Below are 23,617 nucleotides of genomic sequence, written 5' to 3' on the forward strand. Positions count from 1 at the left end.
CTGCTCATCATTCGGTTCATTGGTTCCACGTAGCGAGCCAACTCCAGGAGAATTTGATGAGCAAGAAGATTTACAACGTGGTATTGCTTCCCGGCGATGGTATCGGCCCGGAAGTCACCAATGCGGCCGTTTCTGTTCTGAACGCCGTCTCGGAAACATATGGCATAGCGCTTGACTACAAGACCTACGAAGCGGGCGCAGAGCTGTACCGGAAGACCGGCATTTCGATGGTGGATGCCGACATGGAAGCGCTGGCCGAGGCTGACGCCATCCTCCTGGGCGCAATGGGCCTTCCCTCGGTGCGAAAACCTGACGGAACCGAAATCGCACCGCAAATCGACATCCGGGAACGCTTCGGGCTTTTTGCCAGCCTGCGTCCCTGCAAGCTTTTTCCCGGGGTGCCGACACGGGTCAAGGCCGAAAAGGTTGACATGCTGGTCATTCGCGAGATCACCGAGGGCCTTTTCGCCGGCCGTCACGACGTCCTGGAGCCTAGCGATGAGGCTGTGGGCGATCGGCTGTTGATCACCCGCGCCACCAGCGAAAAGCTGTTCAAGGTTGCCTTCGAACAAGCGCGGGCCCGCCGCCGCAAGCATGGCACGCCCGGCCATGTGACGCTGCTGGACAAATCGAACGTCCTGCGCAGCAACGCCTTCATGCGCAAGGTCTTCGACGAGGTGGCAGCACGCTACCCCGACATAGGAAGCGACCGCCTGTACATCGATGCCGGTTCGATGATGTTCGTGACCAACCCGGAGCGATACGACGTCGTGGTGACAGAGAACGTCTTCGGCGACATCGTCTCCGAGATCGCGGCAGGCGTCGTGGGTGGACTGGGCGTGGCGCCCTCCGGCGACATCAACGAGAACATGGGCGTGTTCCAGCCCAGCCATGGCACGGCACCGGACATCGCAGGCAAGGGCATTGCCAACCCGGTTGCGACCATCCTGTCGGCCGCCATGCTCCTGGACTGGCTTGCCGAGCGTAACGACGACGATCGCTGCGCAAAGGCCGCCGCATCGGTGCGCGAGGCTACGGCCAGCGTGCTGGCGAGCGGGCCCCGGACCGCCGACCTAGGCGGCAACGCCCGCACCGATGCCGTCACGGGCGCCATCATTGCAGCCCTGCCGGCGAAGAACTAGGAGCAGACCATGGCAAAAATAGCAATTGTGGGTTGTGGCGCCATGGGCTCGGTGTACGCCGGCCTCATGGCAAGTGCAGGACACGAGGTTCACGCGGTCACGTTGTGGGCCGATCACGCAGAGGCCATACAAAAACATGGCCTACGCGTAGAGGGCGCCAGCGGCGACCGTACGGTACAGGTTCACGCGAGCACGACCACCGACGGGATCGGCCCCTGCGACCTGGTGATCATTGCAACCAAGGCGTTCGACGTGGAAACAGCCGCGAAGGACTCAATCCCCTTACTCGGCCTGACAACGCCAGTCCAGACGATCCAGAATGGACTCGGCTCACCCGAGAAAGCAGCTGCAGTGCTTGGAGCGGACCGGATTGCCATCGGTGTCGTTGGCGGGTTCGGGGCGTCGATCCGGGCGCCTGGCCATGCACACCACAACGGCATGGAAATGATTCGCTTCGGCGCGCTGGCAGGATTGTCCCGCGAGGCGCTGGAAACGGCGGCGGAAATCTGGCGGTCGTCGGGCTTCAAGGTGGCGCTCTTCGACGATGTGCGCCAGATGGTCTGGGAAAAACTGATCATGAACGTTGCGTTCTCCGGCACAACCTGTGCGACGGGAATGACGATCGGCGAGGTCATGGCCAATCCCGATGCTTGGAAAGTCGCTCAAGGCTGCTCACTCGAGGCAATCGCAGTCGCCAAAGCTGCGGGAATCAAGCTGGATGTCGGTGATCCGATCGAGCACGTACGCAAGCTCGGCAGCAAGATTCCCAATGCCAAGCCTTCCATGCTGCTTGATCACCTGGCTCATCGCAGGTCTGAGGTGGATGCCATCAACGGCTCCGTTCCAGTAGAAGCCGCGAAGTACAGTATCCCGACGCCCATGAACGACGCCCTCGTCGCGATCATCCGCGCACGCGAAGCAGCGTTCACCAGATAGCTGACACGACGAGTTTTTTGGTCGGACGTGTGGCTGCACGCCGGCCTTGTCCAACAAATCAATCCAAGGAGACATCAACATGTTCAAGCTTCATCGCCTGGTCGCCAGCACCATCGCCTGCGTCCTTCCTTTCTGCGCTTTGGCGCAGGACTATCCGACCAAGCCAATCAAGCTCATCGTCGGCTTTGCGCCAGGAGGATTCACGGACGTTGCAGCGCGAATGATCGCGACCGATTTGCAGAAGCGAATTGGCCAGCCGGTCATCGTGGACAACAAAGCCGGTGCGACCGGGACCATTGGCGCGGATGCCGTGGCCAAGGCGGCCCCGGACGGGTACACGCTGTTGCTGGCGCACCAGAATTCAAACGCAGTGGCGCCCGCACTCTTCCCGAAACTTCCGTACGACGTGGTCAAGGACTTCACGCCGATCACCTTGGTGGCAAATACGCCGCTGTTGATGATCGTGAACCCGGCGGTGCTGGCCAAGGATGTCGCCAGCTTTATTGCGCTGGCCAAGAAGGACAAGGGTGCGCTCCGATTCGCCTCGTCAGGCAGTGGCAGTTCCCAGCACCTCGGCGCCGCGCAATTCATGATGGCGACCCAGACGGAGATGACTCACATTCCGTACAAGGGCAGCGCGCAGGCGCTGAACGATCTGCTGTCTGGCCAGGTTGAACTCAATTTCGACTCGCCTCCGCCAACCCTTCAGTTCATCAAGGCTGGCAAGCTGCGCGCACTTGGGATCACCAGCGCAAAGCGCTCCCCGTTGCTCCCCGAAGTGCCTACGATGGCCGAAGCGGGCTTACCTGGCTTTGAATTCACGCAGTGGTTTGGCGTGGTAGGCCCGGCCGGATTGCCCGGTCCCATCGTGAAGAAGTTGAATGAGGCCATCAACGCTGGGCTAGCTTCGCCGGAGATGAGGGAGAAGCTCTCCGCGCTTGGCGCCACGCCCTTGGGGGGAACGCCGGAAGAATTCGGTAGAACCATCAGAACAGATACCCAGCGGTTCGCCAAAGTCGTGAGCGACGCAAAGATCAAGCTGGATTGAATCTGTCTGTCCGCGCCGCCCGAAAACTGAGCTACATTGGTAGGTAGCGTTGCAGTAAAAACTGAGCCAGATGTTCGACCTACCCTGCTGTTGTTTAAGCAGCGGGGTTCAAACATTGATCACCATGGAGATGATTTGCTGGATCCGGCGAGTGCTTAACCGGGACACAATGTCGGAGCTCATGACGGGGGCACGAGAGCGCACTCGTCGATGTACTGGCGCTCAACTTTCTTCTCAAGCCCAAACCTTCGACGTGCTTGTTACCGAGAACATGCTAGGCGACATCATCTCCGATTTCATCGCTGCCCAGGCGATGACAGTTCAATGGCAGCGCGAGAAGTCCGGCAAGCATCGCCTTATCGACGGCAGTCGCGCCATCGAGGGGACGGTAGAAAAGGTTTCTGCCAGTGGCTCCCGAGTCTTTAGCTAATGCCTCCCTTCAGACTTTTTTGAATAGAGATCATCCATGCACGTTGTAACCGTTGTCTTTCAGGTGAGATCAGCTCATCTCCAAGACTTCCTCCGCGAGATCAACCAGAACGCGAAGAGCTCGCTTGAGTTGGAATCGGGATGCCAGTACTTCGACGTCTGCATTTCGCCAAAAGATGCTGGCAAAGTGTTCTTGTACGAGCTTTACGATGATCGTCAAGCATTCGATCGTCACTTGGAAAGCGAACACTTCCAAGCCTTCAACCGCCTTACTGCAGATTGGATCGAAACTAAAGAGGTGCAGGAATTTATTCGAAAGTGAAATCTAGCAAATTTTCCTGAATTTCGCTCAGGATCTTGCCATTGTGAAGTTGATGTAACGGACGTTGCCAGCCGCCGCCGCTGCGATTTCGCGTTTGCTCGAAGTCGCTGGCATTGCCCCGTTCGTCACCCATGGCATCCCCCTGCAGGTAATCGTCGATACCGCAGGAGGTGCACTAAGAGTCTACGAGCCGTGCAACTATTTCTTGGCCACACGAAGTTGGAAAGCACAATGCGCTACCTGGGCATCGAGGTTGACGATGCTTTGGAAATGGCCGAGCAAACGGAAATTTGATCGGCGTTAGTTGCTTGGAAAAACACACTTGTTTGTTGAATATCCAGGAAGCGGACACTGGCCAATATCGGCTTCCGCTGCGTAACAGACGGTCTGGGGGAACAGCTCAAACGGCAGCAACGGGCCCAAAGCAGCCGACTGCGATCCGTCTGCTTTCACAAGCCGGGTGCAGCGTAAACCAGCACCTTCAGCGCCCTCTCCTCCGCCACATCCGCAAACACCGCCGGATTCGCCACGCGTTCCACAAATGTCAGCTCAGGCGCCAGCTCCCGCATCTGGTCCTGCAGAAAGTCCATCCCCAATTCGAGCGCATTCAGGCACAGCAGCGCATGGCTACCCGGCATCAACAAATCGGGCGAACCAGTCGTCGGAGGCTTCGGCCTGCCCGGCGGCAACTAGCACTACTCCGAAGAAGAATTCGTGCTGATCGACCGCATCCCGAGGCGCTTGCGACTGGCCGCAGAGATGATTCAGGCACTCTCGTAGCCTTAGACAATCGCTATCAATTAAGTAGCTGCTTGTGCTTTCGCATATTGGGCCAGAGGCCAATTTCATCCTTCAAGCGGGCGATTTCCGCACTGGCAGAAAATCGGCAATAACCAAGAGACTGTTGGCTGGCGGATAGACGCTGAGTTAACTTTTAAAAGACGGCTTCCGGCCACAAGCAGCCGGTTGTGGCAGGTCTGTGACTGGCGGCATCAGACGGGCAGCGGCTGTAGCGTGAATGAAAGTGCCTGCCCGATACCGGCCACTCAGCCTGCAGGCTGTCGGTCGGCAATTCGGCGGTTATTTCAATAATCTCAGCACCCGCCACCGACCACAACCGGTCACTCGCACTTCAAGCCAAAATGCTGTATGTCGCCGTCAGCCCGAGTTTGACCAGACTGGCTAATCTTGAGTGAACCAGCCATAAAACTTTTAAGTATTGGGTTCAGATACCTTTTTACGATGCTGGAGGCGGTCAGTGATTTCTGGCGCATGTGGTCAATTCAGCGTTGGCGGTGAAAAATCTGGCGTTGGCTGAAACAAATGCCTCACTATTTCATGGATATGGTCTCGATTTCGGGTGGCTGCCAGCCACCACCAAGCGCCTTGAAAGCAGCCACCGCCGCACGCGCGGATTCGGTTTGCGCCTGCGCTTGCCCATCGGCGGCGCTCAGCAGGTTGTCGTCGGCTTGCAGTACCTCGATCAGGCTGACAACACCTTTCTGGTAGGCCGCAAACGATGCGCCTCTAGCCCGGCCGAGTGAGTCCACGCCCTGGGTCAGTAGGCTGGCCTGTTCCTCGCGTTTCACCAGGGCCGAAAACGCATTTTCTACGTCTTCCGTCGCGTGCAGCACAGCCAACCGGTAAGCAGCCAGCGCTTCGGCTTCCTGGCCCTTGGCCAGGTCGATCTGGGCGTTGATGCGGCCGAAGTCAAACAGGCGCCAGCGCAGGCCCAGCACGCCAGCAGCCTGGCTTGCGCCGCTGGTGAACAGCTTGCCGCTGGACACCGATGTCGCGCTGCCGATCAGCCCACTAAAGGACAGCTTGGGGTAATACTCGGCGATCGCTACGCCGATACGCGCGTTGGACGCAGCCAGCCGGCGTTCGGCCACGATCAGATCGGGCCTGCGCCGCAGCAGATCGCCCGGCGAGCCGGTGGACGCAATCTGCGGGGTGGCCGGAATAGCGCCCGCATGGGCCAGCTCCACCCGATACGTACCGGGCGGCTTACCCAGCATCACATCCAACGCGTTCATGGCTGTATCCAAGCCCGCTTCCAGCACCGGCACTGCCGCCCGTACCTGCGCCAACGCGCCCTCGACCTGGCGCACTTGCAACTCGGCGACCAGCCCTTTGCTGTAAAGCAACTGGATGGTGGACCGCAAGTCCTGCTGCGTCTGTACCTGCTTGTGGGCCACATCGAGGCGGGTTTGCAGTCCGCGGATGTTGATGTAAACATCAGCCGTCTGCGCCGCCACCGCCAGGCGTGTCGCCGCCGCGCCGGCCTCCGATGCCTGGTACTCGGCCACTGCCGCCTCCCGTTCGCGGCGCAGGCCACCGAATACGTCCAGCTCCCAAGCGACGCCGAGATTGGCTTCATAGGCGTTGCCGTAACGGTCAAACCCGGGTCTTGAATTCAAGACCTGCCCCAGCGGTGTTTCAACCGACTGGTAAGCCCGGGCACCCTGGGCACTGATGTTGCCGGAAGGCAGTAGCGCGGCATTTGCGGCCCCGAGGCCCGCACGCACCTGGGCGACACGGGCGGACGCCTGCGCGAGGTCCAGGTTCTGCTCCAGCGCCAACGTGACGAAGCGGGTCAGCTGCGCGTCGCCAAAGCCATCCCACCACACAAGAAGGTCTGCTGCTGTACTGGCATGCCGCTGCGCCACCGCCGTTTCACCCAGATAGCGATTTGGCATGGACGTGTCGGGGCGAACATAGTCCGGCCCGACGGCGCAACCGGCTGAAAGACTGGCGATAGCCAGCATGAGGAGAGTGCGCTTTAACATGGGCATGTTCCGCTAAGTGAATGGATGTATTGTGACTATATTACAATATAGTCACTGGTTGTGAAAATTTACGACAAAGGTTAAGCTGTTGGATATGAAGAAAGCAACTACTTCGGCAAGCACGGGGCGCGGCCCGGCCGATCACGAGGTGCGGGACCAGATCGTCACCGCCGCCACCGACCACTTCCGCCTGTATGGCTACGAAAAGACGACGGTCTCCGATCTCGCCAAGGCCATTGGGTTTTCCAAGGCCTACATCTACAAGTTCTTCGAATCCAAGCAGGCCATTGGCGAACTGATTTGTGCCAACTGCCTGCAGCAGATCGAAGCCGATGTCCAGGCCGCCGTCGATGGAACTGACCGCGCGCCCGAGAAGCTGCGGCGCATGTTCAAGGCGGCGGTCGAGTCCAGCCTTTGCCTGTTCTTTGAAAATCGCAAGCTCTACGACATTGCCGCCTCGGCTGCCAGTGAAAACTGGGAGGCGGTGCGCGCGTTTGAGGAGCGCATCCAGGCCATGCTGCAAGACATCCTGCGCCAAGGGCGCGAGAGCGAAGAATTCGAGCGAAAAACGCCGCTGGATGAGACCGCAATGGCCATCCAATTGGTCCTGCGCCCCTATTTGAATCCGCTGCTGTTGCAGTACAGCTTTGACTACGCCAAAGACGCGCCAGCCCAACTCTCCAGCCTGGTGCTGCGCAGTCTGTCGCCATAAGTGGGCTAAATTGATTGTGACTATTGACATAAATAGTCACAAGACACAAAATGAAATCCTGTTTGGTTTTTTTCGGGATTTCTATGCTCCGCCGCCTTGTCTTCACCGCTCTCGTCTCTGCGTTGCCGTTTGCATTGATCGCATGCAACGAGAAGACGCCACCTGACCCGCGCACCGCCATCCCGCTGGTACGCATGGCGACCGTGCAGGGCGCGGTCTCCACGTCACGCACCTTCACCGGAACCGTTGCCGCCCGGGTGCAAAGCGATATGGGCTTTCGGGTCTCCGGCAAAGTGTTGGAACGGCTGGTAGATGCGGGGCAAACCGTGAAGCGCGGGCAGCCGCTGATGCGCATCGACCCGGTCGATCTGAAGCTCGCAGCCCATGCGCAGCAGGAAGCGGTCGCAGCCGCCCGAGCGCGGGCGCAGCAAACAGCGGAAGATGAAGCCCGCTACCGCGACCTGCGCGGCACGGGTGCGATATCGGCTTCGGCTTACGACCAGATCAAGGCCGCGGCAGATACCGCCAAAGCCCAACTGAATGCGGCCGAAGCCCAGGCCGAAGTTGCGCGCAACGCCAGCCGCTACACCGAGCTGGTGGCAGATGCCGATGGCGTCGTCATGGAAACACTGGTCGAACCCGGCCAGGTCGTCAACGCTGGACAAGTAACAGTGCGCCTGGCGCATGCCGGACGCCGCGAAGCCATCGTTCAGCTGCCAGAAACCTTGCGTCCTGCGGCGGGCTCCATGGGGCAGGCCACGCTCTTTGGCAAAGAAGGCGTGACCGTTCAGACCAAACTCCGGCAGCTGTCGGATACCGCAGACCGGCAGACCCGCACCTTTGAAGCCAGGTATGTGCTGGACGGAGAGCTGTCCAACGCCCCCTTGGGCAGCACGGTCACCATCCAGATTCCCGAGGCACAGTCTGCCGCGCAAGACGGCTTGCGGGTACCGATGGGTGCGCTGTTCGATGCAGGCAAAGGGCCAGGGGTTTGGGTCATCCAAGGCGAACCGGCAAAGGTGTCCTGGCGGCCGGTCAAGGTCCAGCGCCTGGACGACGACAGTGCGCGCGTTGCCGGTGCACTCAAGCAGGGCGACCGTATCGTCGCACTCGGCACCCACCTCTTGCGCGAAGGTGAACAGGTGCGAGTCGCAGGCCAAGCCACCGTTACCCCAGGAGCGCAGCCATGAGTGAAGGCCGTTTCAACCTGTCGGCGCTCGCCGTGCGCGAGCGCTCCATCACCCTGTTCCTGATCTTCCTGATCTCGCTGGCAGGGCTTATTGCCTTCTTCCAGTTGGGCCGGGCGGAAGACCCGGCCTTCACGGTCAAGGTGATGAATATCATCACCGTCTGGCCCGGGGCCACCGCGCAGGAAATGCAGGACCAAGTCGCCGAGAAACTCGAAAAACGGCTGCAGGAACTGCGCTGGTATGACCGCAGCGAGACCTACACAAGACCTGGCTTGGCTTTCACCACCTTGACCTTGCGTGACAGTACCCCCCCTTCGGAAGTGCAGGAGCAGTTCTACCAGGCCCGCAAAAAAGTCGGCGACGAGGCGGGCACCCTGCCCAACGGCGTGATCGGACCGATGGTCAACGATGAATACTCGGATACCACCTTTGCGCTGTACGCCCTCAAGGCCAAGGCCAAGGGCGAGCCGCAGCGCGTGCTGGTGCGCGACGCTGAGACGATGCGCCAGCGGCTGCTGCACGTGCCGGGTGTCAAGAAGGTCAACATCGTTGGTGAGCAGTCCGAGCGCATTTACATTGAGTTCTCGCATGATCGCCTGGCAACGCTGGGGGTCAGCCCACAGGAAGTCTTCGCCGCGCTGCATAGCCAGAACGCGCTGACGCCGGCGGGCTCCGTGGAGACCAAAGGGCCACAGGTGTTCATTCGCCTCGATGGTGCCTTCGATGAATTGCAGAAGATGCGCGATACGCCAGTGGTGGCACAGGGTCGCACACTGAAGCTGTCGGACATTGCGACGGTCAAGCGCGGTTATGAAGACCCCGCTACTTTCATGATCCGCAACGGCGGCGAGCCCGCGCTGCTACTGGGCGTGGTCATGCGCGACGGCTGGAACGGGCTCGATCTGGGTAAAGCGCTGGACAGCGAAGTCGGTGCGATCAACGCCGCGCAGCCGCTGGGTATGCGCCTCACCAAAGTCACCGACCAGGCTGTCAACATCAGCTCTGCGGTTGATGAGTTCATGATCAAGTTTTTCGTCGCGCTGTTGGTGGTCATGCTGGTGTGTTTCGTGAGCATGGGCTGGCGCGTGGGCTTGGTGGTTGCCGCCGCCGTGCCGCTGACACTGGCCGTGGTTTTCGTGGTGATGCTCGCAAGCGGCAAGAACTTCGACCGCATCACCCTGGGGTCCCTGATCCTGGCGCTGGGCTTGCTGGTGGATGATGCCATCATCGCCATCGAAATGATGGTGGTGAAGATGGAAGAAGGCTACAGCCGCGTTGCCGCGTCCGCCTATGCCTGGAGCCATACTGCTGCGCCCATGCTGTCGGGTACGCTGGTCACGGCCGTCGGCTTTATGCCTAATGGTTTTGCACGCTCCACCGCAGGCGAATACACCAGCAATATGTTCTGGATCGTCGGCATTGCGTTGATCGCGTCCTGGGTGGTCGCCGTGGTGTTTACCCCCTACCTGGGCGTCAAGCTGCTGCCGGATCTCAAAAAGATCGAAGGCGGCCACGACGCGATTTACAACACGCCGCGCTACAACCGCTTCCGTCAACTGCTGGCGCGCATCATCACGCGCAAGTGGCTGGTCGCCGGTTCAGTGGTCGGCCTCTTCGTCTTGGCCGTACTCGGTATGGCGGTGGTCAAAAAGCAATTCTTCCCGATATCCGACCGCCCTGAGGTGCTGGTTGAGGTGCAGATGCCCTATGGCACGTCGATTGCGCAGACCAGCGCCGCCACGGCGAAGGTGGAAGCCTGGCTGGCCAAACAAGAGGAAGCCAAGATCGTTACCGCCTACATTGGCCAAGGTGCGCCACGCTTCTATTTCTCAATGGGGCCGGAAATGCCCGACCCGTCGTTTGCCAAGATTGTGGTGCGCACCGACAACCAGGAAGCACGCGAGGCGTTGAAATTCCGGCTGCGCCAGGCGATTGCCGATGGCGTTGCCTCGGAGGCGCGCGTGCGTGTGACCCAACTCGTATTCGGCCCGTATTCGCCTTACCCGGTGGCTTACCGTGTCACCGGCCCGGACCCGGACCAGTTGCGCACCATCGCGGCAGACGTGCAGCAGGTCTTGGATACCAGCCCGATGATGCGCTCGGTCAACTCGGACTGGGGTACGCGCGTACCCACGCTGCACTTCACCTTGCAGCAGGACAGACTACAAGCTGTGGGGCTAACGTCGAGCGCCGTGGCACAACAATTGCAGTTCCTGCTCAGCGGCGTGCCTGTCACCACTGTGCGTGAGGACATTCGCACAGTGCAGGTCGTCGCCCGTACAGCGGGTGAGACCCGGTTAGACCCCGCCAAGATAGGCGACTTCACGCTGGCGGGTGTTAACGGGCAGCGCATCCCGCTGTCACAGGTGGGCAAGGTCGATGTGCGCACAGAAGATCCGATCATGCGCCGCCGCGACCGAACACCGACCATCACCGTGCGGGGCGACATTGCCGAAGGCTTGCAGCCGCCGGACGTGTCAACAGCCATCACCGCACAACTGAAGCCCATCATGGAAAAACTGCCGAGCGGCTACCGCATCGAGGAGGCTGGGTCCATCGAAGAATCAGGCAAGGCAATGGCGGCCATGTTGCCCCTGTTCCCCATCATGCTGGCCGCCACCCTGCTCATCATCATCTTGCAGGTGCGCTCGATTTCCGCGATGGTCATGGTGTTCCTGACCAGCCCTCTGGGGTTGATCGGTGTGGTGCCCACGCTTATTTTGTTCCAGCAGCCATTCGGCATCAATGCGCTGGTCGGCTTGATTGCCCTGTCGGGCATTGTGATGCGCAACACGCTGATTTTGATCGGGCAGATACACCACAACAAACAGGAGGGACTGGAGCCGTTCCAGGCGGTTGTCGAAGCCACTGTGCAACGCGCCAGACCCGTCATCTTGACTGCCTTGGCAGCGATCTTCGCCTTCATCCCGCTAACCCATTCGGTGTTCTGGGGGACGCTCGCTTACACACTGATTGGTGGCACCTTCGCGGGGACGATTTTGACCCTGGTATTTTTGCCCGCCATGTATGCCATCTGGTTCAAGATCAGGCCCGGCAACGGCAGCCCATCTGTGAACGCGAAGCCTGCATAAATAGACGCAGAAAAACCATCACTCACGCAAAAGGAAATGAAATGTCGGATTCAAAAGTTGTCGTCGTAACCGGTGTGTCATCGGGCATCGGACGTGCCACCGCAGAGAAGTTTGCCAAGCAGGGTTGCCGGGTATTCGGCACCGTACGTAATACTGCAAAAGCCCAGTCCATACCTGGCGTTGTGCTGGTCGAGATGGATGTCCGCGACGATGCTTCCGTTCAGCGTGCCATCCAGACCCTCATCGGTCAGGCCAAGCGCATCGATGTGCTTGTCAACAGTGCGGGCGGAACCTTGGTCGGCTCGGTGGAAGAAACCTCGATTGCCGAAGCGCAGTCGCTGTTCGATACCAACGTGTTTGGCACCTTGCGCACCACGCAAGCGGTACTGCCGCACATGCGTGCACAGCGGTCAGGACGCATTGTCAACATCAGCTCGGTGCTGGGCTTTCTTCCAGCACCGTACATGGGGCTTTATTCCGCATCCAAGCATGCGATTGAGGGGATGTCCGAGACTTTGGACCATGAGGTGCGCAATTTTGGCATCCGCGTAGTGCTGGTCGAGCCTTCTTACACCAAGACCAGTCTGGATATCAATTCACCACAAGCGGCCTCCAAAATTCCAGCCTATGACGCTGAGCGCGACATCGTATCCCGCGCGATCGTAAAAAATGTCAATGACGCGCCAGCACCCGATGGCGTTGCAAACACGATTGTCGATGCCGCTTTGGGTCCATGGAAAATGCGTCACACCCCCAAAGGCCAGGCCTCTCTTCTGAGAAAATTGCGCCGCTTCATGCCTGCTGGACCGGTGGATGCGGGCGTCAGGAAGGGGTTGAACATGGGCTAAATATTTTAGTTGCGTCCGGTTGTAATTGCTTTAGGGAAATCTGTACTTCCGCTTTGGGGGTTGCCGACCGCCACTAACGGCTTCTGACCGGCCGTGAATTGGGCAACCAGAAAGCTGTCATTGGCGAATACCCGCAAACGCTGCACCGCAGCCAGTCACAGTGGGGTCGCTCAAAGTCGGCAAAGGGCCGAGGCTGTGTGGAAACACCCAAGAGGCGCAAGAATTCAGACTCATGCGGTTAGTGCGTACCTTGGCAGAGAATCTTTCGCCAACCTCCCAGTGAGGGTCCAGCCGCTGCTGAACACGCTCCAACACATCCTCATGTTGCCAGCGCCGAATGCGGCGGTACTGGCTGGTCGTGCACTGCTGCTTCATAGGGCAGTTCGGGCAGGCGCTCGGCCAGTAGAGGTTTACGTTCTGTTCCTTCTCGAGCGTTGTGAAGCGGTAGATTGCGCGCTCGCCGGCCGGGCACTGGTAGGCGTTGTCTGAGGCGATGTAGATGAAGTCCGACTTGTCAAAGCGCCCTTCGGCTTTCGCGTTGGATGTCATGGGCTTGGGCACGAAGGTCGTGATGCCGGCATCCTCGCAGGCCTTGAGTTGCGGGCCACTGAAGTAGCCGCGATCGGCAAAGGTCTGGAGGTTTGGCTGTCCCATCTCCTGAACTGCCAGGCCGGCCATCTTGCTCAGCTGCGCCCGATCGTTGCCGATATTGGTCACTTCGTGCGCGACGATCAGGTGGTGCTGTGCATCGACGACCGTCTGGACGTTGTAGCCCACCAGGCCTGAACCCTTGGCCTGGGTCGTCATCGAGCGTGCGTCGGGATCGGTGAGCGAGAGCTGCCCGTCGGGCAGCTCTTTGAGTTGCTCCCTCATGCTGTCAAGCCGTCGCATCTGTTCGCGCAGCTTGGCGATCTTTTGTTGTAGCCGCTCTGTCTTGGCCTCGACCTCCGCAGGCTGCGTCCGGTCAGCCGTCTCCAGGGCGTCGAGATAGCGCTGGATGCTTTGCTCGACCTGCTCCTGGCGTCTGTCAACCTTGCCCAGGGTGAAGTTGCGGTCGCGGCTGTTGACCGCCTTGAACTTGCTGCCGTCGATGGCGATGATGGCCTGCGAGAAGAGCTTCAATTGCCGGCACAGGGCGATGAAGCGCTTGCAGACGTTGCGGATGCCGGTGCCATTGTGGCGGCGGAAGTCGGCGATGGTTTTGAAGTCGGGGGCCAGGCGCCCGGTCAGCCACATCAGTTCGACATTGCGCTGCGCTTCACGCTCCAGCCGGCGGCTGGACTGGATGCGATTGAGGTAGCCATAGATATAGAGCTTGAGCAGGACGCCGGGGTGATATGCAGGCCTTCCGGTGAGCTCCGGCGCTGTCCGTTTGAACCCCAGCGCATGCAGGTCCAACTCTTCGACGAACACATCGACGACCCTGACCGGGTTGTCTTCGTCGATGTAGTCATCAAGGCACTCGGGCAGCAAAGTGACCTGGTGACAGTCCTCGCCTTCAATGAATCGCTTCATGGGCCACCTCGCTCGAAAAAGGTGGCTCGATTTTATTGGCAGTGGAGCGAATGGTGAAGTGTTTTCACACAGCCTCGGCCCAAAGCAGCCGACTGCGGTCCGTCTGGTTTCACAAGCCGGGTGCAGCGTAAACCAGCACCTTCAGCGCCCTCTCCTCCGCCACATCCGCAAACACCGCCGGATTCGCCACCCGTTCCACAAACGCCAACTCAGGCGCCAGCTCCCGCATCTGGTCCTGCAGAAAGTCCATCCCCAATTCGAGCGCATTCAGGCACAGCAGCGCATGGCTACCCGGCATCAACAAATCGGGCGAACCAGTCGTCGGAGGCTTCGGCCTGCCCGGCGGCAATTAGCACTCCTCCGAAGAAGAATTCGTGCTGATCGACCGTATCCCGAGGCGCTTGCGACTGGCCGCAGAGATGATTCAGGCACTCTCGTAGCCTTAGACAATCGCTATCAATTAAGTAGCTGCTTGTGCTTGCGCATATTGGACCAGAGGCCAATTTCATCCTTCAAGCGGGCGATTTCCGCACTGGCAGAAAATCGGCAATAACCAAGAGACTGTTGGCTGGCGGATAGATGCTGAGTTAACTTTTAAAAGACGGCTTTCGGCCAAATCCGGCCGGTCGATGTGCCTGCCTGATAGCGGCCGCTCGGCGCCACCCAAAGCAGACGTTGCCCTGCACGGCTCACGTAGCTTTCTTCCAGTCTGTCCACTTTCGCGCGTGATCTCGCGATACATAAACACTGAGGCAGCAAACCCATGTGCGACCACATTGAGAGAACTCCTGAATGATGCACCGTGTTTCCTGGACAGCTAAACCACAGCAGCGCTGAACGACTCGGGCCGCCGCGCAAGCAGATGAGACAGCCGTTGAAGACCCGCCTGTAAGCGTCCACGGTCCTTGATGCTGCCCAAAGAGATCCGAATGGCATTCACGGATCCGCTGCCAGTGGCGAATGCCTCCGCCGGCGTGACTGCTATGCCCTCGCTATCGGCTGCACGCGCAAGCTGTGAGGAGCTCCAATACCCCGGCAACTCAAGCCATACATGCAGGCCGTCTCCAGCGCCGCTGTACCGCCCCGCCAGAATATCCCTAGCCATCCGGTGGCGCAGACGCGCCTCCTTGCGTACGCCTTGCATCAATCCGTCAGCCGAACCGTCGAGGATCCACTGCGTGGCCAGTGCGGCCGTCAGAGGCGCGACCATCAGCGCAAATGATCTTAGCGCGACCAGGAAACGTTCGCGTTCCTGCGGGTCAGGTATGAGCACGAAGGCGACACGCAAGCCGGGCGTCAGGCATTTGGACAGGGTTGAGATGTAGTAGACCTGCTCCGGGGCAAACGTGGCAATAGGTGGTGGCGGGGCATCGGCAAGAAGCCAGTAGGGATCGTCCTCGACGATGCGTACATTGCAGCGCTTGGCGACGCTGGCGAGCTCCTTGCGCCGGCGCTCCGGAATGGTGATGGCGGTCGGGTTCTGTAATGTTGGATTGAGGTAGACCAGCCCAGGCTTGTGCTGGTGGCAGGCTTGCTCAAGCATCTCGGGCAGCATCCCGTGCTTGTCCGCTTCCACCGCGATGATGCGCCGGCCCAATTGGGTCGCTGCCGCGCGCAAGCCGGGATAACTTGTTGGCTCTGCCAGGATGACATCGCCAGGCTCCGTGAGCGCCAGGATGAATGCGGCGATCGCCGCTTGCGCCCCCGGACAGACAACCACCTCCCCTGAATCCAGCTGTCCAAACATCGGTGCTAGCCATTTGACTCCAGCCTGACGGTCAGAGTCGCTTCCCCCGCCCAGGTGGTAAGTCATCAGCAATTGCGCATCCGCCCGCATCAATACCTGAGACAAACCTTGTTTCAACATGTCGTCGAAGTCCACGCCATCGGGCGGTGGTGGGGTGTTCATGCTCAGGTCGAGGATCGAGGTCAATTCGACTTTCGACGCCGCGACATAAGTGCCTCGAGCGCCGCGTCCCTCCAACAAGTGGCGGCGTCTGGCTTCATCGTATGCGCGCGTGACCGTCGTCAGGTCGACGTCCAGCTGCGCTGCCAACCGGCGCTGCGGAGGCAGACGGTCCCCCGGTTTCAGCGATCCGTCTGCCAGCGCCGCCTGTAACGCATCCGCAATCTGCAAAAAACGTGGCCCACCGTGCACAGCCAATTGCGGCAGCCAGATGGGTAAATTGTCATCTTGCATGGTTTTAGACTGGGACATTTTGTCTCAATGTATGGAAATTGCTTTTGAGTAATATGCCTCAGAACGTGCAGCACCAACATCCTTGTATGGCAGTCGCTGACGTTTTCGCCTCCCGCATCTGGGAGGTAGTGCTCCTCACGATAGACAGCGTCAAGTCATTGGCCGGAAATTTTCAAAATGATCGATTGGATCCCTGTAGTCTTCGTTACGTTCAAGGTTCTCGCGTTCGGCACGTGCATGTTCTTAGCCATCAAGTGGCATTACGACCAAGGGAAGAAGGGAACGGACAAGCGCGCGTTGCTACGCGCGGGCGGCAAGTGGGCTGCCGTCTTCATGCTATTACTCCTGGGCCTGGGGCTCTTCACCTTCGCCCTTGCCAGGATGCTCGGTTTGGACTTGAGCCTCCCATGATGGCAAAGACGGGTCGGCCGATATCCTGTCATGCGACGAACCTTGCATTCGTCGGATGACCATAACTGGCAACTTTATCGAAGATGGCAATCTGCCTCGCGTCGCTGTTGCAGGCTACCTTTGGCTCCAGGCATTCGGGAAACCACTTGCTTCAGATGACGAGGTTGAAGCCATGGATCTCGAACAGAAACCTTGACGTGGGTAGATGTCCGCTTTTGGCCGACTGCCGAATTTCGTGGCTGACCGCTTCGCCAGCGGCTGACCGGCGGCAATGGGCCCAAAGCAGCCGACTGCGGTCCGTCTGATTTATAAGCCGGGGGCGGCGTAAACCAGCACCTTCAACGCTCTCTCCTCCGCCACATCCGCAAACACCGCCGGATTCGCCACGCGTTCCACAAACGTCAGCTCGGGCGCCAATTCCCGCATCTGGTCCTGCAGAAACGCCACGCCCAGTTCGGGCGCATTCAGGCACAGCAGCACATGGCCACCCGGCATCAGCAAATCGTGCAATCGGTGCATCAGGCGGGCGTAATCCTTGGTGGCCACAAAACTGCCTCTCTGAAAGCTAGGCGGATCAACGATCACCAGCTCATACGGGCCGCTGCGCTTGATCTTGCCCCAGGTGCTGAAGATGTCATGCGCCAGAAAACTGGCGCCACTCGACAGGCCATTGAGCTGGTGATTTTGCTGACCGATGGCGATGGCGCCCCGGCTCATGTCCACATTGACCACCTGTTTGGCTCCGGCCCGCAGCGCCACCACCGAGAAGGCACAGGTGTAGGCAAAGAGATTTAGAATCGTCGCCCCGCGGCCGCCCACCGGATGCGCCGTCACATAGTCACGCACCCAGCGCCGGCCCTCGGCCATGTCGAGGAACAGGCCGTGGTTCTGCCCCTTGAGTACGTGTACGCGAAACTTCGCGCCCTGCTCCGTCACCACATGCGGCTCGGGCACGTTGCCATCCATCAGGCGCGTCTCGGTGCGGCCTTCGTGCCGGCACTGAAACACCCAATTGAGCGGCTCGCCGGGCGCCAGCTGCTGCCAGCGCGCGGCCAATGCCGTGCCCACGGCGGCCAGCTCGTCGTCGCTGGCGGGCTGAAAGCTCGTCAGCACAAAGACGGGCGGGAAAGCGTCCAGCGCCCACTGCTCGCAGCCCGGGTACAGGCCGCCCCGGCCATGGAAGATACGTTGGGCGTCGGTAGGCAGGTCCATCGTGGCGATGGCGTTCATCAAGGCTTGCATGGGGTGCGGAATCCGGTGTACGGAAAAAATATCAAAGAAAAAGCCGCGCAGCCCTTTCGGAATCTGCGCGACCAGCTACTGATTCAGTAGCAATTGTGCGTCAAACCAGCATCACTTCCTGGTTGACGGCAAATCGGTACAGTTGCCGTGCGCCACTTCCGCCGCCATGCAAATGCTTTCGCCCAGGGTCGGGTGCGGGTGAATGGTTTTGCCGATATCCACCGCATCGGCGCCCACGTCGATGGTCAGCGCGATCTCGCCAATCATGTCGCCGGCATTCAAGGGCAGCACCCGATCACCAAGAACACCGTTGCCTACAGGTAAGGGCTCAGTGCAGCGCCCGCACCGCCCAGCGCAACTTGGCGGACGACGAACGCGGGTTGCTGCGTTGTTCGTCGTACGAAGCGCGAATGGGGTCGGCGGCCACGCTGCTGAAGGTGCCGTTGCGCTCGCCGGTTTGAAAGCACTTTTTCACGCGCCGGTCTTCCCCGGAGTGAAAGCTCAGAATAGCGACTCGCCCGCCGGGCTTGAGGCAGGCAGGCAGGTTCAGCAACATCGTGTCCAGCACGCCAAACTCGTCATTCACCTCAATGCGCAGCGCCTGAAAAGTACGCTGCAGCACTTTTTTGGTTTCGGCCAAGCGCTCTTCCTCAGGCATGCTGCGCTTGAACGCCAGCGCCATGGTGGCCCGCACCAGGTCGGCGAGCTGCACGGTGGTTTCCAAATACTGGCCTTGCAGGGCTGCTGCCAATGGCAGGGCAAAGGGCTCATCGGAGTTGTCGGTCAGCAGGTCGCGCAGCCGGTGGCGGGTCACGCACAGCAGCAGCTCGCTGGCAGACTGGCCGCTGGTGGGGTCCAGGCGCAAATCCAGCGGACCATCGGCCCTGAAACTAAAGCCGCGTGCCGGGTTGTCAATTTGCATGGACGACACGCCCAGGTCTGCCAGCACAAAGTCGAAGCCGCCGCCCGCTTGTGGCAGCAAAGTCGCCAGTTCGCTGAAGTTGGCGCGGTGGACGCTGAGCGCTTCGTCGCCAAAACCCAAGGCACGCAGCCGTGCAACGGTGCGGGGCAGCTCAATGGGATCGACATCCATGCCAAACATGCGCCCGCCGGGCTGCACCAGCGGCAGCATGGCCAACGTGTGGCCACCAAAGCCCAGGGTGAGATCCAGGCCGGTTTCGCCGGGCAAGGGCTTCAAGATGGCCAGGATTTCGTCAACACAAATGGAGCGGTGCATGCCCGCAGGCGTTTGCCCGCGCTGCATGACCTTGTCGACCTCGGCCGCGTGGCGCGTGGGGTCCAGCTCTTTGTACTTTTCTTCAAACTGGCGGGGATGGGTGCCAGCGTAACGCACGCGGCGCTTGTGGGGAGGGGAGGCGTCGGTCATCGGCCATTATGCGGCCGCGCGCTTGCACCCGTAGCCGAAGGCGATCAAGGCATTCTGCAAGCGCGGTCAAACCGCAAGGTATTCAGTCCCAACAAAAAAACCGCGCAGCCCTTGCGGAATCTGCGCGGCCAGCTACTGAATCAGTAGCGATTCGTCCTTACTTGCGTGTCGGCGGCAAATCCGTGCAGCTGCCATGCGCCACTTCCGCCGCCATGCCAATGGATTCTCCAAGGGTTGGGTGCGGGTGGATGGTTTTACCGATGTCGACAGCGTCGGCACCCATTTCAATCGCCAGCGCAATCTCGCCAATCATGTCACCGGCATGGGTGCCGACAATGCCGCCGCCCAAAATCTTGCCGTGGCCGTGCGCCTCGGGGGAATCGTCAAACAACAGCTTGGTGAAGCCTTCGTCGCGGCCGTTGGCGATGGCACGGCCCGAAGCCGTCCAGGGGAACAAGCCCTTCTTGACCTTGATGCCTTGCGCCTTGGCCTGGTCTTCCGTCAGGCCGACCCATGCCACTTCGGGGTCGGTGTAGGCGACGCTGGGGATCACGCGGGCGTTGAACGCCGCGCTGGCCAGTTCCTTGTTGCCCTGCAGTTCACCGGCGATGACTTCGGCTGCCACATGCGCCTCGTGCACCGCTTTGTGCGCCAGCATGGGCTGGCCGACGATGTCGCCGATGGCGAAGATGTGCGGCACGTTGGTGCGCATCTGGATGTCCACCGGGATGAAGCCGCGGTCGGTCACGGCGACGCCGGCTTTTTCCGCTGCAAGTTTCTTGCCGTTGGGCGTGCGGCCCACGGCCTGCAACACCAGGTCGTAGACCTGCGGCGCGGGGGCAGTGCCGCCCTCTTCTGCCGAGGCAAACGTCACCTCTATGCCTTCAGGTGTGGCGCGGGCGCCCACCGTCTTGGTCTTGAGCATGATGTTGTCAAAACGCGGCGCGTTCATCTTCTGCCAGACCTTGACCAGGTCGCGGTCGGCGCCCTGCATCAGGCCGTCGAGCATTTCCACCACATCCAGGCGTGCGCCCAGGGTGCTGTAGACCGTGCCCATCTCCAGGCCGATGATGCCGCCGCCCAGGATCAGCATGCGTTTGGGCACTTCCTTGAGCTCCAGCGCGCCGGTGCTGTCCACCACGCGCGGATCGTTGGGCATGAAGGGCAGGCGCACGGCCTGGCTGCCTGCGGCAATGATGCAGTTCTTGAAAGCGATGGTTTGTGTCTTGCCGGTTTTTTCCTGGCCTTCGGCGCCAGCAGTTTCTTCCACTTGCAGGTGGTTGGCGCCGACAAAACTGCCGACACCACGCACGGTGGTGACCTTGCGCATCTTGGCCATGGCGGCCAGGCCGCCGGTGAGTTTGCCGACGACTTTTTCCTTGTGTGTGCGCAGCTTGTTGATGTCGACGGTGGGGTCGGCAAAACTAACGCCCAGCGCTTCAAAATGTTTGACCTCGTCCATCACCGCCGCCACATGCAGCAAGGCCTTGGATGGGATGCAACCCACGTTCAGGCAAACCCCGCCCAGGGTGGCGTAACGCTCGACCAGCACGACTTTGAGGCCCAGGTCGGCGGCGCGGAAGGCGGCGGAATATCCACCAGGGCCGGCGCCCAGCACCAGCAGGTCGCAGTCCAAATCGGCCGTGCCGGTGAAGCTGGCGGCGGCTGGCGCCGCTACGGAATTGATAGCTGCTAGCGCAGGTGCAACGGGGTCTATCGCCTGTTTTGACTCTGAAACTGGCGCTGCAGCCGGCGCAACCGCACCAGCGGCATCCAGTACCAGCACCACCGAGCCCTGCTTGACCTTGTCGCCGAGCTTGACCTTGAGCTCTTTCACGACGCCGGCGTGGCTGGATGGAATTTCCATCGAGGCCTTGTCGCTCTCCACCGTCATCAGGCTCTGGTCAACCTGGATGTTGTCGCCGGCCTTGACCAGCAACTCGATCACGGTCACTTCGTCGAAATCGCCAATGTCGGGAATTTGAATGTCTATCGATGCCATGTTTTAGGTCTCCGCTTACTTTTTCAGCTTGATCGTGAACAGCTCCACCGGTCCGGCGGAGTTTTTGTCGAATTCGCAGCCCGCGTTCACCCCGGCCAGGGCCACTTCGCGTGCTGTTTTGGCTTTGCCCCAACTGGCGTGCATCGCACCCAGCGCAAAACTGCGGCCCGAACCTATGCCCCAGAATTCCTTGAACTCAAAGATTTCGCGGTAGCTGTAGAGGCCATAGATGCCGCTGGCGTTGGCAATTAACACGCTGAACTGGCTGGACTCATAGGGGTCGTTGTCGTCTTCCTTGGTCTGCAGGAAAAACGCGTCCTTGAGCACCGGGTGCAGCTTGTGGAAGGTGTCAAACACCTCGTCCTTGCTGCCGAACTTGAGCTGGGCTTTGGGCAAGGTCTCCATGGCTTTGCGCAGCACCGGAAAATGCGCCACGGTCCCGGCCATGCCGATGTAGCTGCTGCCCGTCGGCGTGTTGACCTTGAAGATTTTGCTGTTGACCTCGTAACGGCTGCTCAGGCGTGTGTCGCCGAAAGTGATGAGCGCGTCCGTGGCAATCACGGCCTGCCCGGCTTTCTTGACAACAACCAGGGTGGTCACAAGGACCTCCGATTGGCCGCCCCGGGGAGGCAAGCCCCCTCAGGCAGGGCCACCGAAGGTGAACCTTGGTTCATAACAACACGCGGCGGAAGTCACCCAGGATCTGGCCCAGGTAGGCGTTGAAACGCGCAGCCGAGGCGCCGTCGATGACGCGGTGGTCATAAGACAGCGACAGCGGCAAGCTCAGGCGCGGCACAAACTTTTCCTTGTCCGCGCTCCACACCGGTCTCATCGCGCTCTTGGACAGGCCCAGGATGGCCACTTCGGGCGCGTTGATGATGGGGGTGAAATGGGTGCCACCTATGCCGCCCAGCGAAGAGATCGAGAAGCAGCCGCCCGTCATTTCGGCTGGCGACAGCTTGCCATCACGCGCCTTCTTGGCCAGCTCACCCATCTCCAGGCTGATCTGCAAAATGCCTTTTTTGTCCGCATCACGCAGCACCGGCACCATAAGCCCATTGGGCGTGTCGGCCGCAAAACCGATGTGGAAATACTGCTTATAGACCAGCGCATCGCCGTCCAGGCTGGCGTTGAACTCGGGGAATTTTTTCAGTGCCGCCACCACGGCCTTGATCACAAAAGCCAGCATGGTGACCTTGACACCCGACTTCTCGTTTTCCTTGTTGGTCGACACGCGGAAGGCTTCGAGATCGGTGATATCCACCTCGTCGTTATTGGTGACGTGCGGAATCATCACCCAGTTGCGGTGCAGGTTGGCGCCGCTGATCTTCTTGATACGCGACAAGTCCTTGCGTTCGATCGCGCCGAACTTGGCGAAGTCGACCTTGGGCCAGGGCAACAAGTCCAGACCGACACCGGAGCCGGCTGCAGCGGCAGGCGCCTTGGCGGCTTGTGCCTGGGTGCGCACAGCGCCGGCCATGACGGACTTGGTGAAACCCTGCACGTCGTCCTGCGTGATACGGCCTTTCGGGCCGCTGCCTTTGACTTCGGCCAGTGGCACACCCAGCTCGCGCGCAAACTTGCGCACCGAGGGCGAGGCATGTGGCAACTGGCCGGTGGGCGTTGCGGGTTCGTGCGCAGGCAAGGCGGCGGCCGGTGCCGCACTCGCCACCGGGGCGCTGGCCACGCTGGCAGCGGGTGCGACGCTGGCGGCAAGCGCCGGCGCAGCAACGGCCACAGCGGCGGGTGCCGCCGAGCTTTCCAGCACCACCAGCAGATCGCCGATATTGAGCTTGTCGTCGAGCTTGACCTTGATCTCCTTGACCACGCCGGCGTGGCTGGACGGAATTTCCATCGAGGCCTTGTCCGACTCGACCGTGACCAGTGACTGCTCGGCGCGTATGGTGTCGCCCACCTTGACCAGCACTTCGATAACCACGACGTCCTTGAAGTCGCCAATGTCGGGAACATGGACGTCCACGCGTCCGGCCGCAACGGCGACTGGCGCCGCTACTGATTTGCTAGCTGCTGGCGCAGTTACAGCGGGGGCTACAGCCTGTTTTTCTTCAGAAGCGGGGGCAGGAGCCGTTGCGGCGGCGTCAGCCTCCAGCACCAGCACCACCGAGCCCTGCTTGACCTTGTCGCCCAGCTTGACCTTGAACTCTTTCACAACGCCGGCCTGGCTGGAGGGAATTTCCATCGAGGCCTTGTCGCTTTCCACCGTCATCAGGCTCTGGTCGGCCTGGATGTGGTCGCCGGGTTTGACCAGCAGCTCGATGACCGTCACTTCGTCGAAGTCGCCGATGTCGGGAATGGTGATGTCTACCAATGCCATGTGTATGTCTCCGTTCT

General features: G+C 60.4%; 18 protein-coding genes and 5 pseudogenes. 11 read left to right on the forward strand and 12 right to left on the reverse strand.

What is annotated here, in order from left to right:
- The first annotated feature begins 56 nt into the window (after positions 1–56).
- From R6254_RS04610 to R6254_RS04630, 5 genes are all read left to right on the forward strand, one after another.
- A complete protein-coding gene (locus R6254_RS04610; RefSeq protein WP_318404781.1) occupies positions 57–1,142 on the forward strand; it encodes an isocitrate/isopropylmalate dehydrogenase family protein in 1,086 nt (361 codons plus the stop codon).
- A 9-nt stretch (positions 1,143–1,151) separates the two neighbouring features.
- Entirely contained in the window at positions 1,152–2,078 is a 927-nt protein-coding gene (locus tag R6254_RS04615) for a ketopantoate reductase family protein (RefSeq protein ID WP_318404783.1), read from the forward strand.
- 79 nt (positions 2,079–2,157) lie between these two features.
- Entirely contained in the window at positions 2,158–3,126 is a 969-nt protein-coding gene (locus R6254_RS04620) for a Bug family tripartite tricarboxylate transporter substrate binding protein (protein ID WP_318404785.1), read from the forward strand.
- A 253-nt stretch (positions 3,127–3,379) separates the two neighbouring features.
- Entirely contained in the window at positions 3,380–3,556 is a 177-nt protein-coding gene (locus tag R6254_RS04625; protein WP_318404786.1) for a hypothetical protein, read from the forward strand.
- Positions 3,557–3,592: 36 nt separating this feature from the next.
- Positions 3,593–3,877, forward strand: a complete 285-nt coding sequence (locus tag R6254_RS04630) for a putative quinol monooxygenase (protein ID WP_318404787.1) — start codon at positions 3,593–3,595, stop codon at positions 3,875–3,877.
- Here R6254_RS04630 and R6254_RS04635 read toward each other — a convergent pair.
- Positions 3,864–4,010: a hypothetical protein gene (locus tag R6254_RS04635; RefSeq protein ID WP_318404789.1), complete on the reverse strand. Its 147-nt coding sequence runs from the start codon at positions 4,008–4,010 to the stop codon at positions 3,864–3,866. The two genes, R6254_RS04630 and R6254_RS04635, sit on opposite strands and share 14 nt — an antisense overlap.
- A 26-nt stretch (positions 4,011–4,036) precedes the next feature.
- Here R6254_RS04635 and R6254_RS04640 point away from each other — a divergent pair.
- Positions 4,037–4,171 (forward strand): annotated as a pseudogene (locus tag R6254_RS04640) (integrase); the annotation flags it as partial.
- A 155-nt stretch (positions 4,172–4,326) separates the two neighbouring features.
- Here the strand turns inward: R6254_RS04640 and R6254_RS04645 are convergent.
- Both R6254_RS04645 and R6254_RS04650 read right to left on the reverse strand, forming a co-directional pair.
- Positions 4,327–4,527, reverse strand: a pseudogene (locus R6254_RS04645) (class I SAM-dependent methyltransferase); the annotation flags it as partial.
- A gap of 681 nt (positions 4,528–5,208) precedes the next feature.
- Positions 5,209–6,666 (reverse strand): efflux transporter outer membrane subunit, encoded by a 1,458-nt coding sequence (locus R6254_RS04650; protein WP_318404791.1) that lies wholly within the window; start codon positions 6,664–6,666, stop codon positions 5,209–5,211.
- A gap of 94 nt (positions 6,667–6,760) precedes the next feature.
- Here R6254_RS04650 and R6254_RS04655 point away from each other — a divergent pair, with 94 nt between their 5' ends.
- The 4 genes from R6254_RS04655 (at position 6,761) to R6254_RS04670 (ending at position 12,508) form a co-directional block, all read left to right on the forward strand.
- On the forward strand, positions 6,761–7,378 hold the full coding sequence (locus tag R6254_RS04655; RefSeq protein WP_318404793.1) for a TetR/AcrR family transcriptional regulator: 618 nt from the start codon (positions 6,761–6,763) through the stop codon (positions 7,376–7,378).
- 83 nt (positions 7,379–7,461) lie between these two features.
- Positions 7,462–8,568, forward strand: coding sequence for an efflux RND transporter periplasmic adaptor subunit (locus R6254_RS04660; RefSeq protein WP_318404795.1), 1,107 nt, complete (start codon positions 7,462–7,464; stop codon positions 8,566–8,568).
- Positions 8,565–11,660, forward strand: coding sequence for an efflux RND transporter permease subunit (locus R6254_RS04665; RefSeq protein ID WP_318404796.1), 3,096 nt, complete (start codon positions 8,565–8,567; stop codon positions 11,658–11,660). Before R6254_RS04660 ends, R6254_RS04665 begins: the two co-directional genes overlap by 4 nt.
- Before the next feature lie 41 nt (positions 11,661–11,701).
- The gene (locus tag R6254_RS04670) at positions 11,702–12,508 is read left to right on the forward strand and encodes an oxidoreductase (RefSeq protein ID WP_318404798.1); all 807 of its coding nucleotides are present in this window, start codon (positions 11,702–11,704) and stop codon (positions 12,506–12,508) included.
- A gap of 285 nt (positions 12,509–12,793) precedes the next feature.
- On the opposite strand, the pseudogene R6254_RS04675 reads toward R6254_RS04670, so the two are convergent.
- The 3 genes and pseudogenes from R6254_RS04675 to R6254_RS04685 all read right to left on the reverse strand — a co-directional run.
- Positions 12,794–14,023 (reverse strand): annotated as a pseudogene (locus R6254_RS04675) (IS1182 family transposase); the annotation flags it as partial.
- A 109-nt stretch (positions 14,024–14,132) separates the two neighbouring features.
- Positions 14,133–14,333: pseudogene (locus R6254_RS04680) on the reverse strand (class I SAM-dependent methyltransferase); the annotation flags it as partial.
- A gap of 507 nt (positions 14,334–14,840) precedes the next feature.
- Positions 14,841–16,223 carry an aminotransferase-like domain-containing protein gene (locus tag R6254_RS04685; RefSeq protein ID WP_318404800.1) on the reverse strand — a complete coding sequence of 461 codons (1,383 nt, stop codon included), beginning with the start codon at positions 16,221–16,223 and terminating at the stop codon, positions 14,841–14,843.
- A gap of 177 nt (positions 16,224–16,400) precedes the next feature.
- On the opposite strand from R6254_RS04685, the gene R6254_RS04690 reads away from it, so the two are divergent.
- Positions 16,401–16,634, forward strand: coding sequence for a hypothetical protein (locus R6254_RS04690; protein WP_318404801.1), 234 nt, complete (start codon positions 16,401–16,403; stop codon positions 16,632–16,634).
- A 306-nt stretch (positions 16,635–16,940) separates the two neighbouring features.
- Here the strand turns inward: R6254_RS04690 and R6254_RS04695 are convergent, their stop codons facing one another.
- From R6254_RS04695 to aceF, 6 genes and pseudogenes are all read right to left on the reverse strand, one after another.
- Positions 16,941–17,876: a class I SAM-dependent methyltransferase gene (locus R6254_RS04695; protein WP_318404803.1), complete on the reverse strand. Its 936-nt coding sequence runs from the start codon at positions 17,874–17,876 to the stop codon at positions 16,941–16,943.
- Positions 17,877–17,987: 111 nt separating this feature from the next.
- A pseudogene (locus R6254_RS04700) lies at positions 17,988–18,191 on the reverse strand (dihydrolipoyl dehydrogenase); the annotation flags it as partial.
- A 13-nt stretch (positions 18,192–18,204) separates the two neighbouring features.
- Positions 18,205–19,263 carry a 16S rRNA (cytosine(1402)-N(4))-methyltransferase RsmH gene (gene rsmH / locus R6254_RS04705; RefSeq protein ID WP_318404805.1) on the reverse strand — a complete coding sequence of 353 codons (1,059 nt, stop codon included), beginning with the start codon at positions 19,261–19,263 and terminating at the stop codon, positions 18,205–18,207.
- 157 nt (positions 19,264–19,420) lie between these two features.
- Positions 19,421–21,265: a dihydrolipoyl dehydrogenase gene (gene lpdA / locus R6254_RS04710; protein ID WP_318404807.1), complete on the reverse strand. Its 1,845-nt coding sequence runs from the start codon at positions 21,263–21,265 to the stop codon at positions 19,421–19,423.
- A gap of 15 nt (positions 21,266–21,280) precedes the next feature.
- On the reverse strand, positions 21,281–21,865 hold the full coding sequence (locus R6254_RS04715) for an Ntn hydrolase family protein (protein ID WP_318404808.1): 585 nt from the start codon (positions 21,863–21,865) through the stop codon (positions 21,281–21,283).
- A gap of 70 nt (positions 21,866–21,935) precedes the next feature.
- Positions 21,936–23,600, reverse strand: coding sequence for a dihydrolipoyllysine-residue acetyltransferase (aceF, locus tag R6254_RS04720; protein ID WP_318404810.1), 1,665 nt, complete (start codon positions 23,598–23,600; stop codon positions 21,936–21,938).
- Positions 23,601–23,617 lie beyond the last annotated feature (17 nt).

It is taken from the genome of Polaromonas potterensis (assembly GCF_033446725.1).
Taxonomy (GTDB): Bacteria; Pseudomonadota; Gammaproteobacteria; order Burkholderiales; family Burkholderiaceae_C; genus Polaromonas.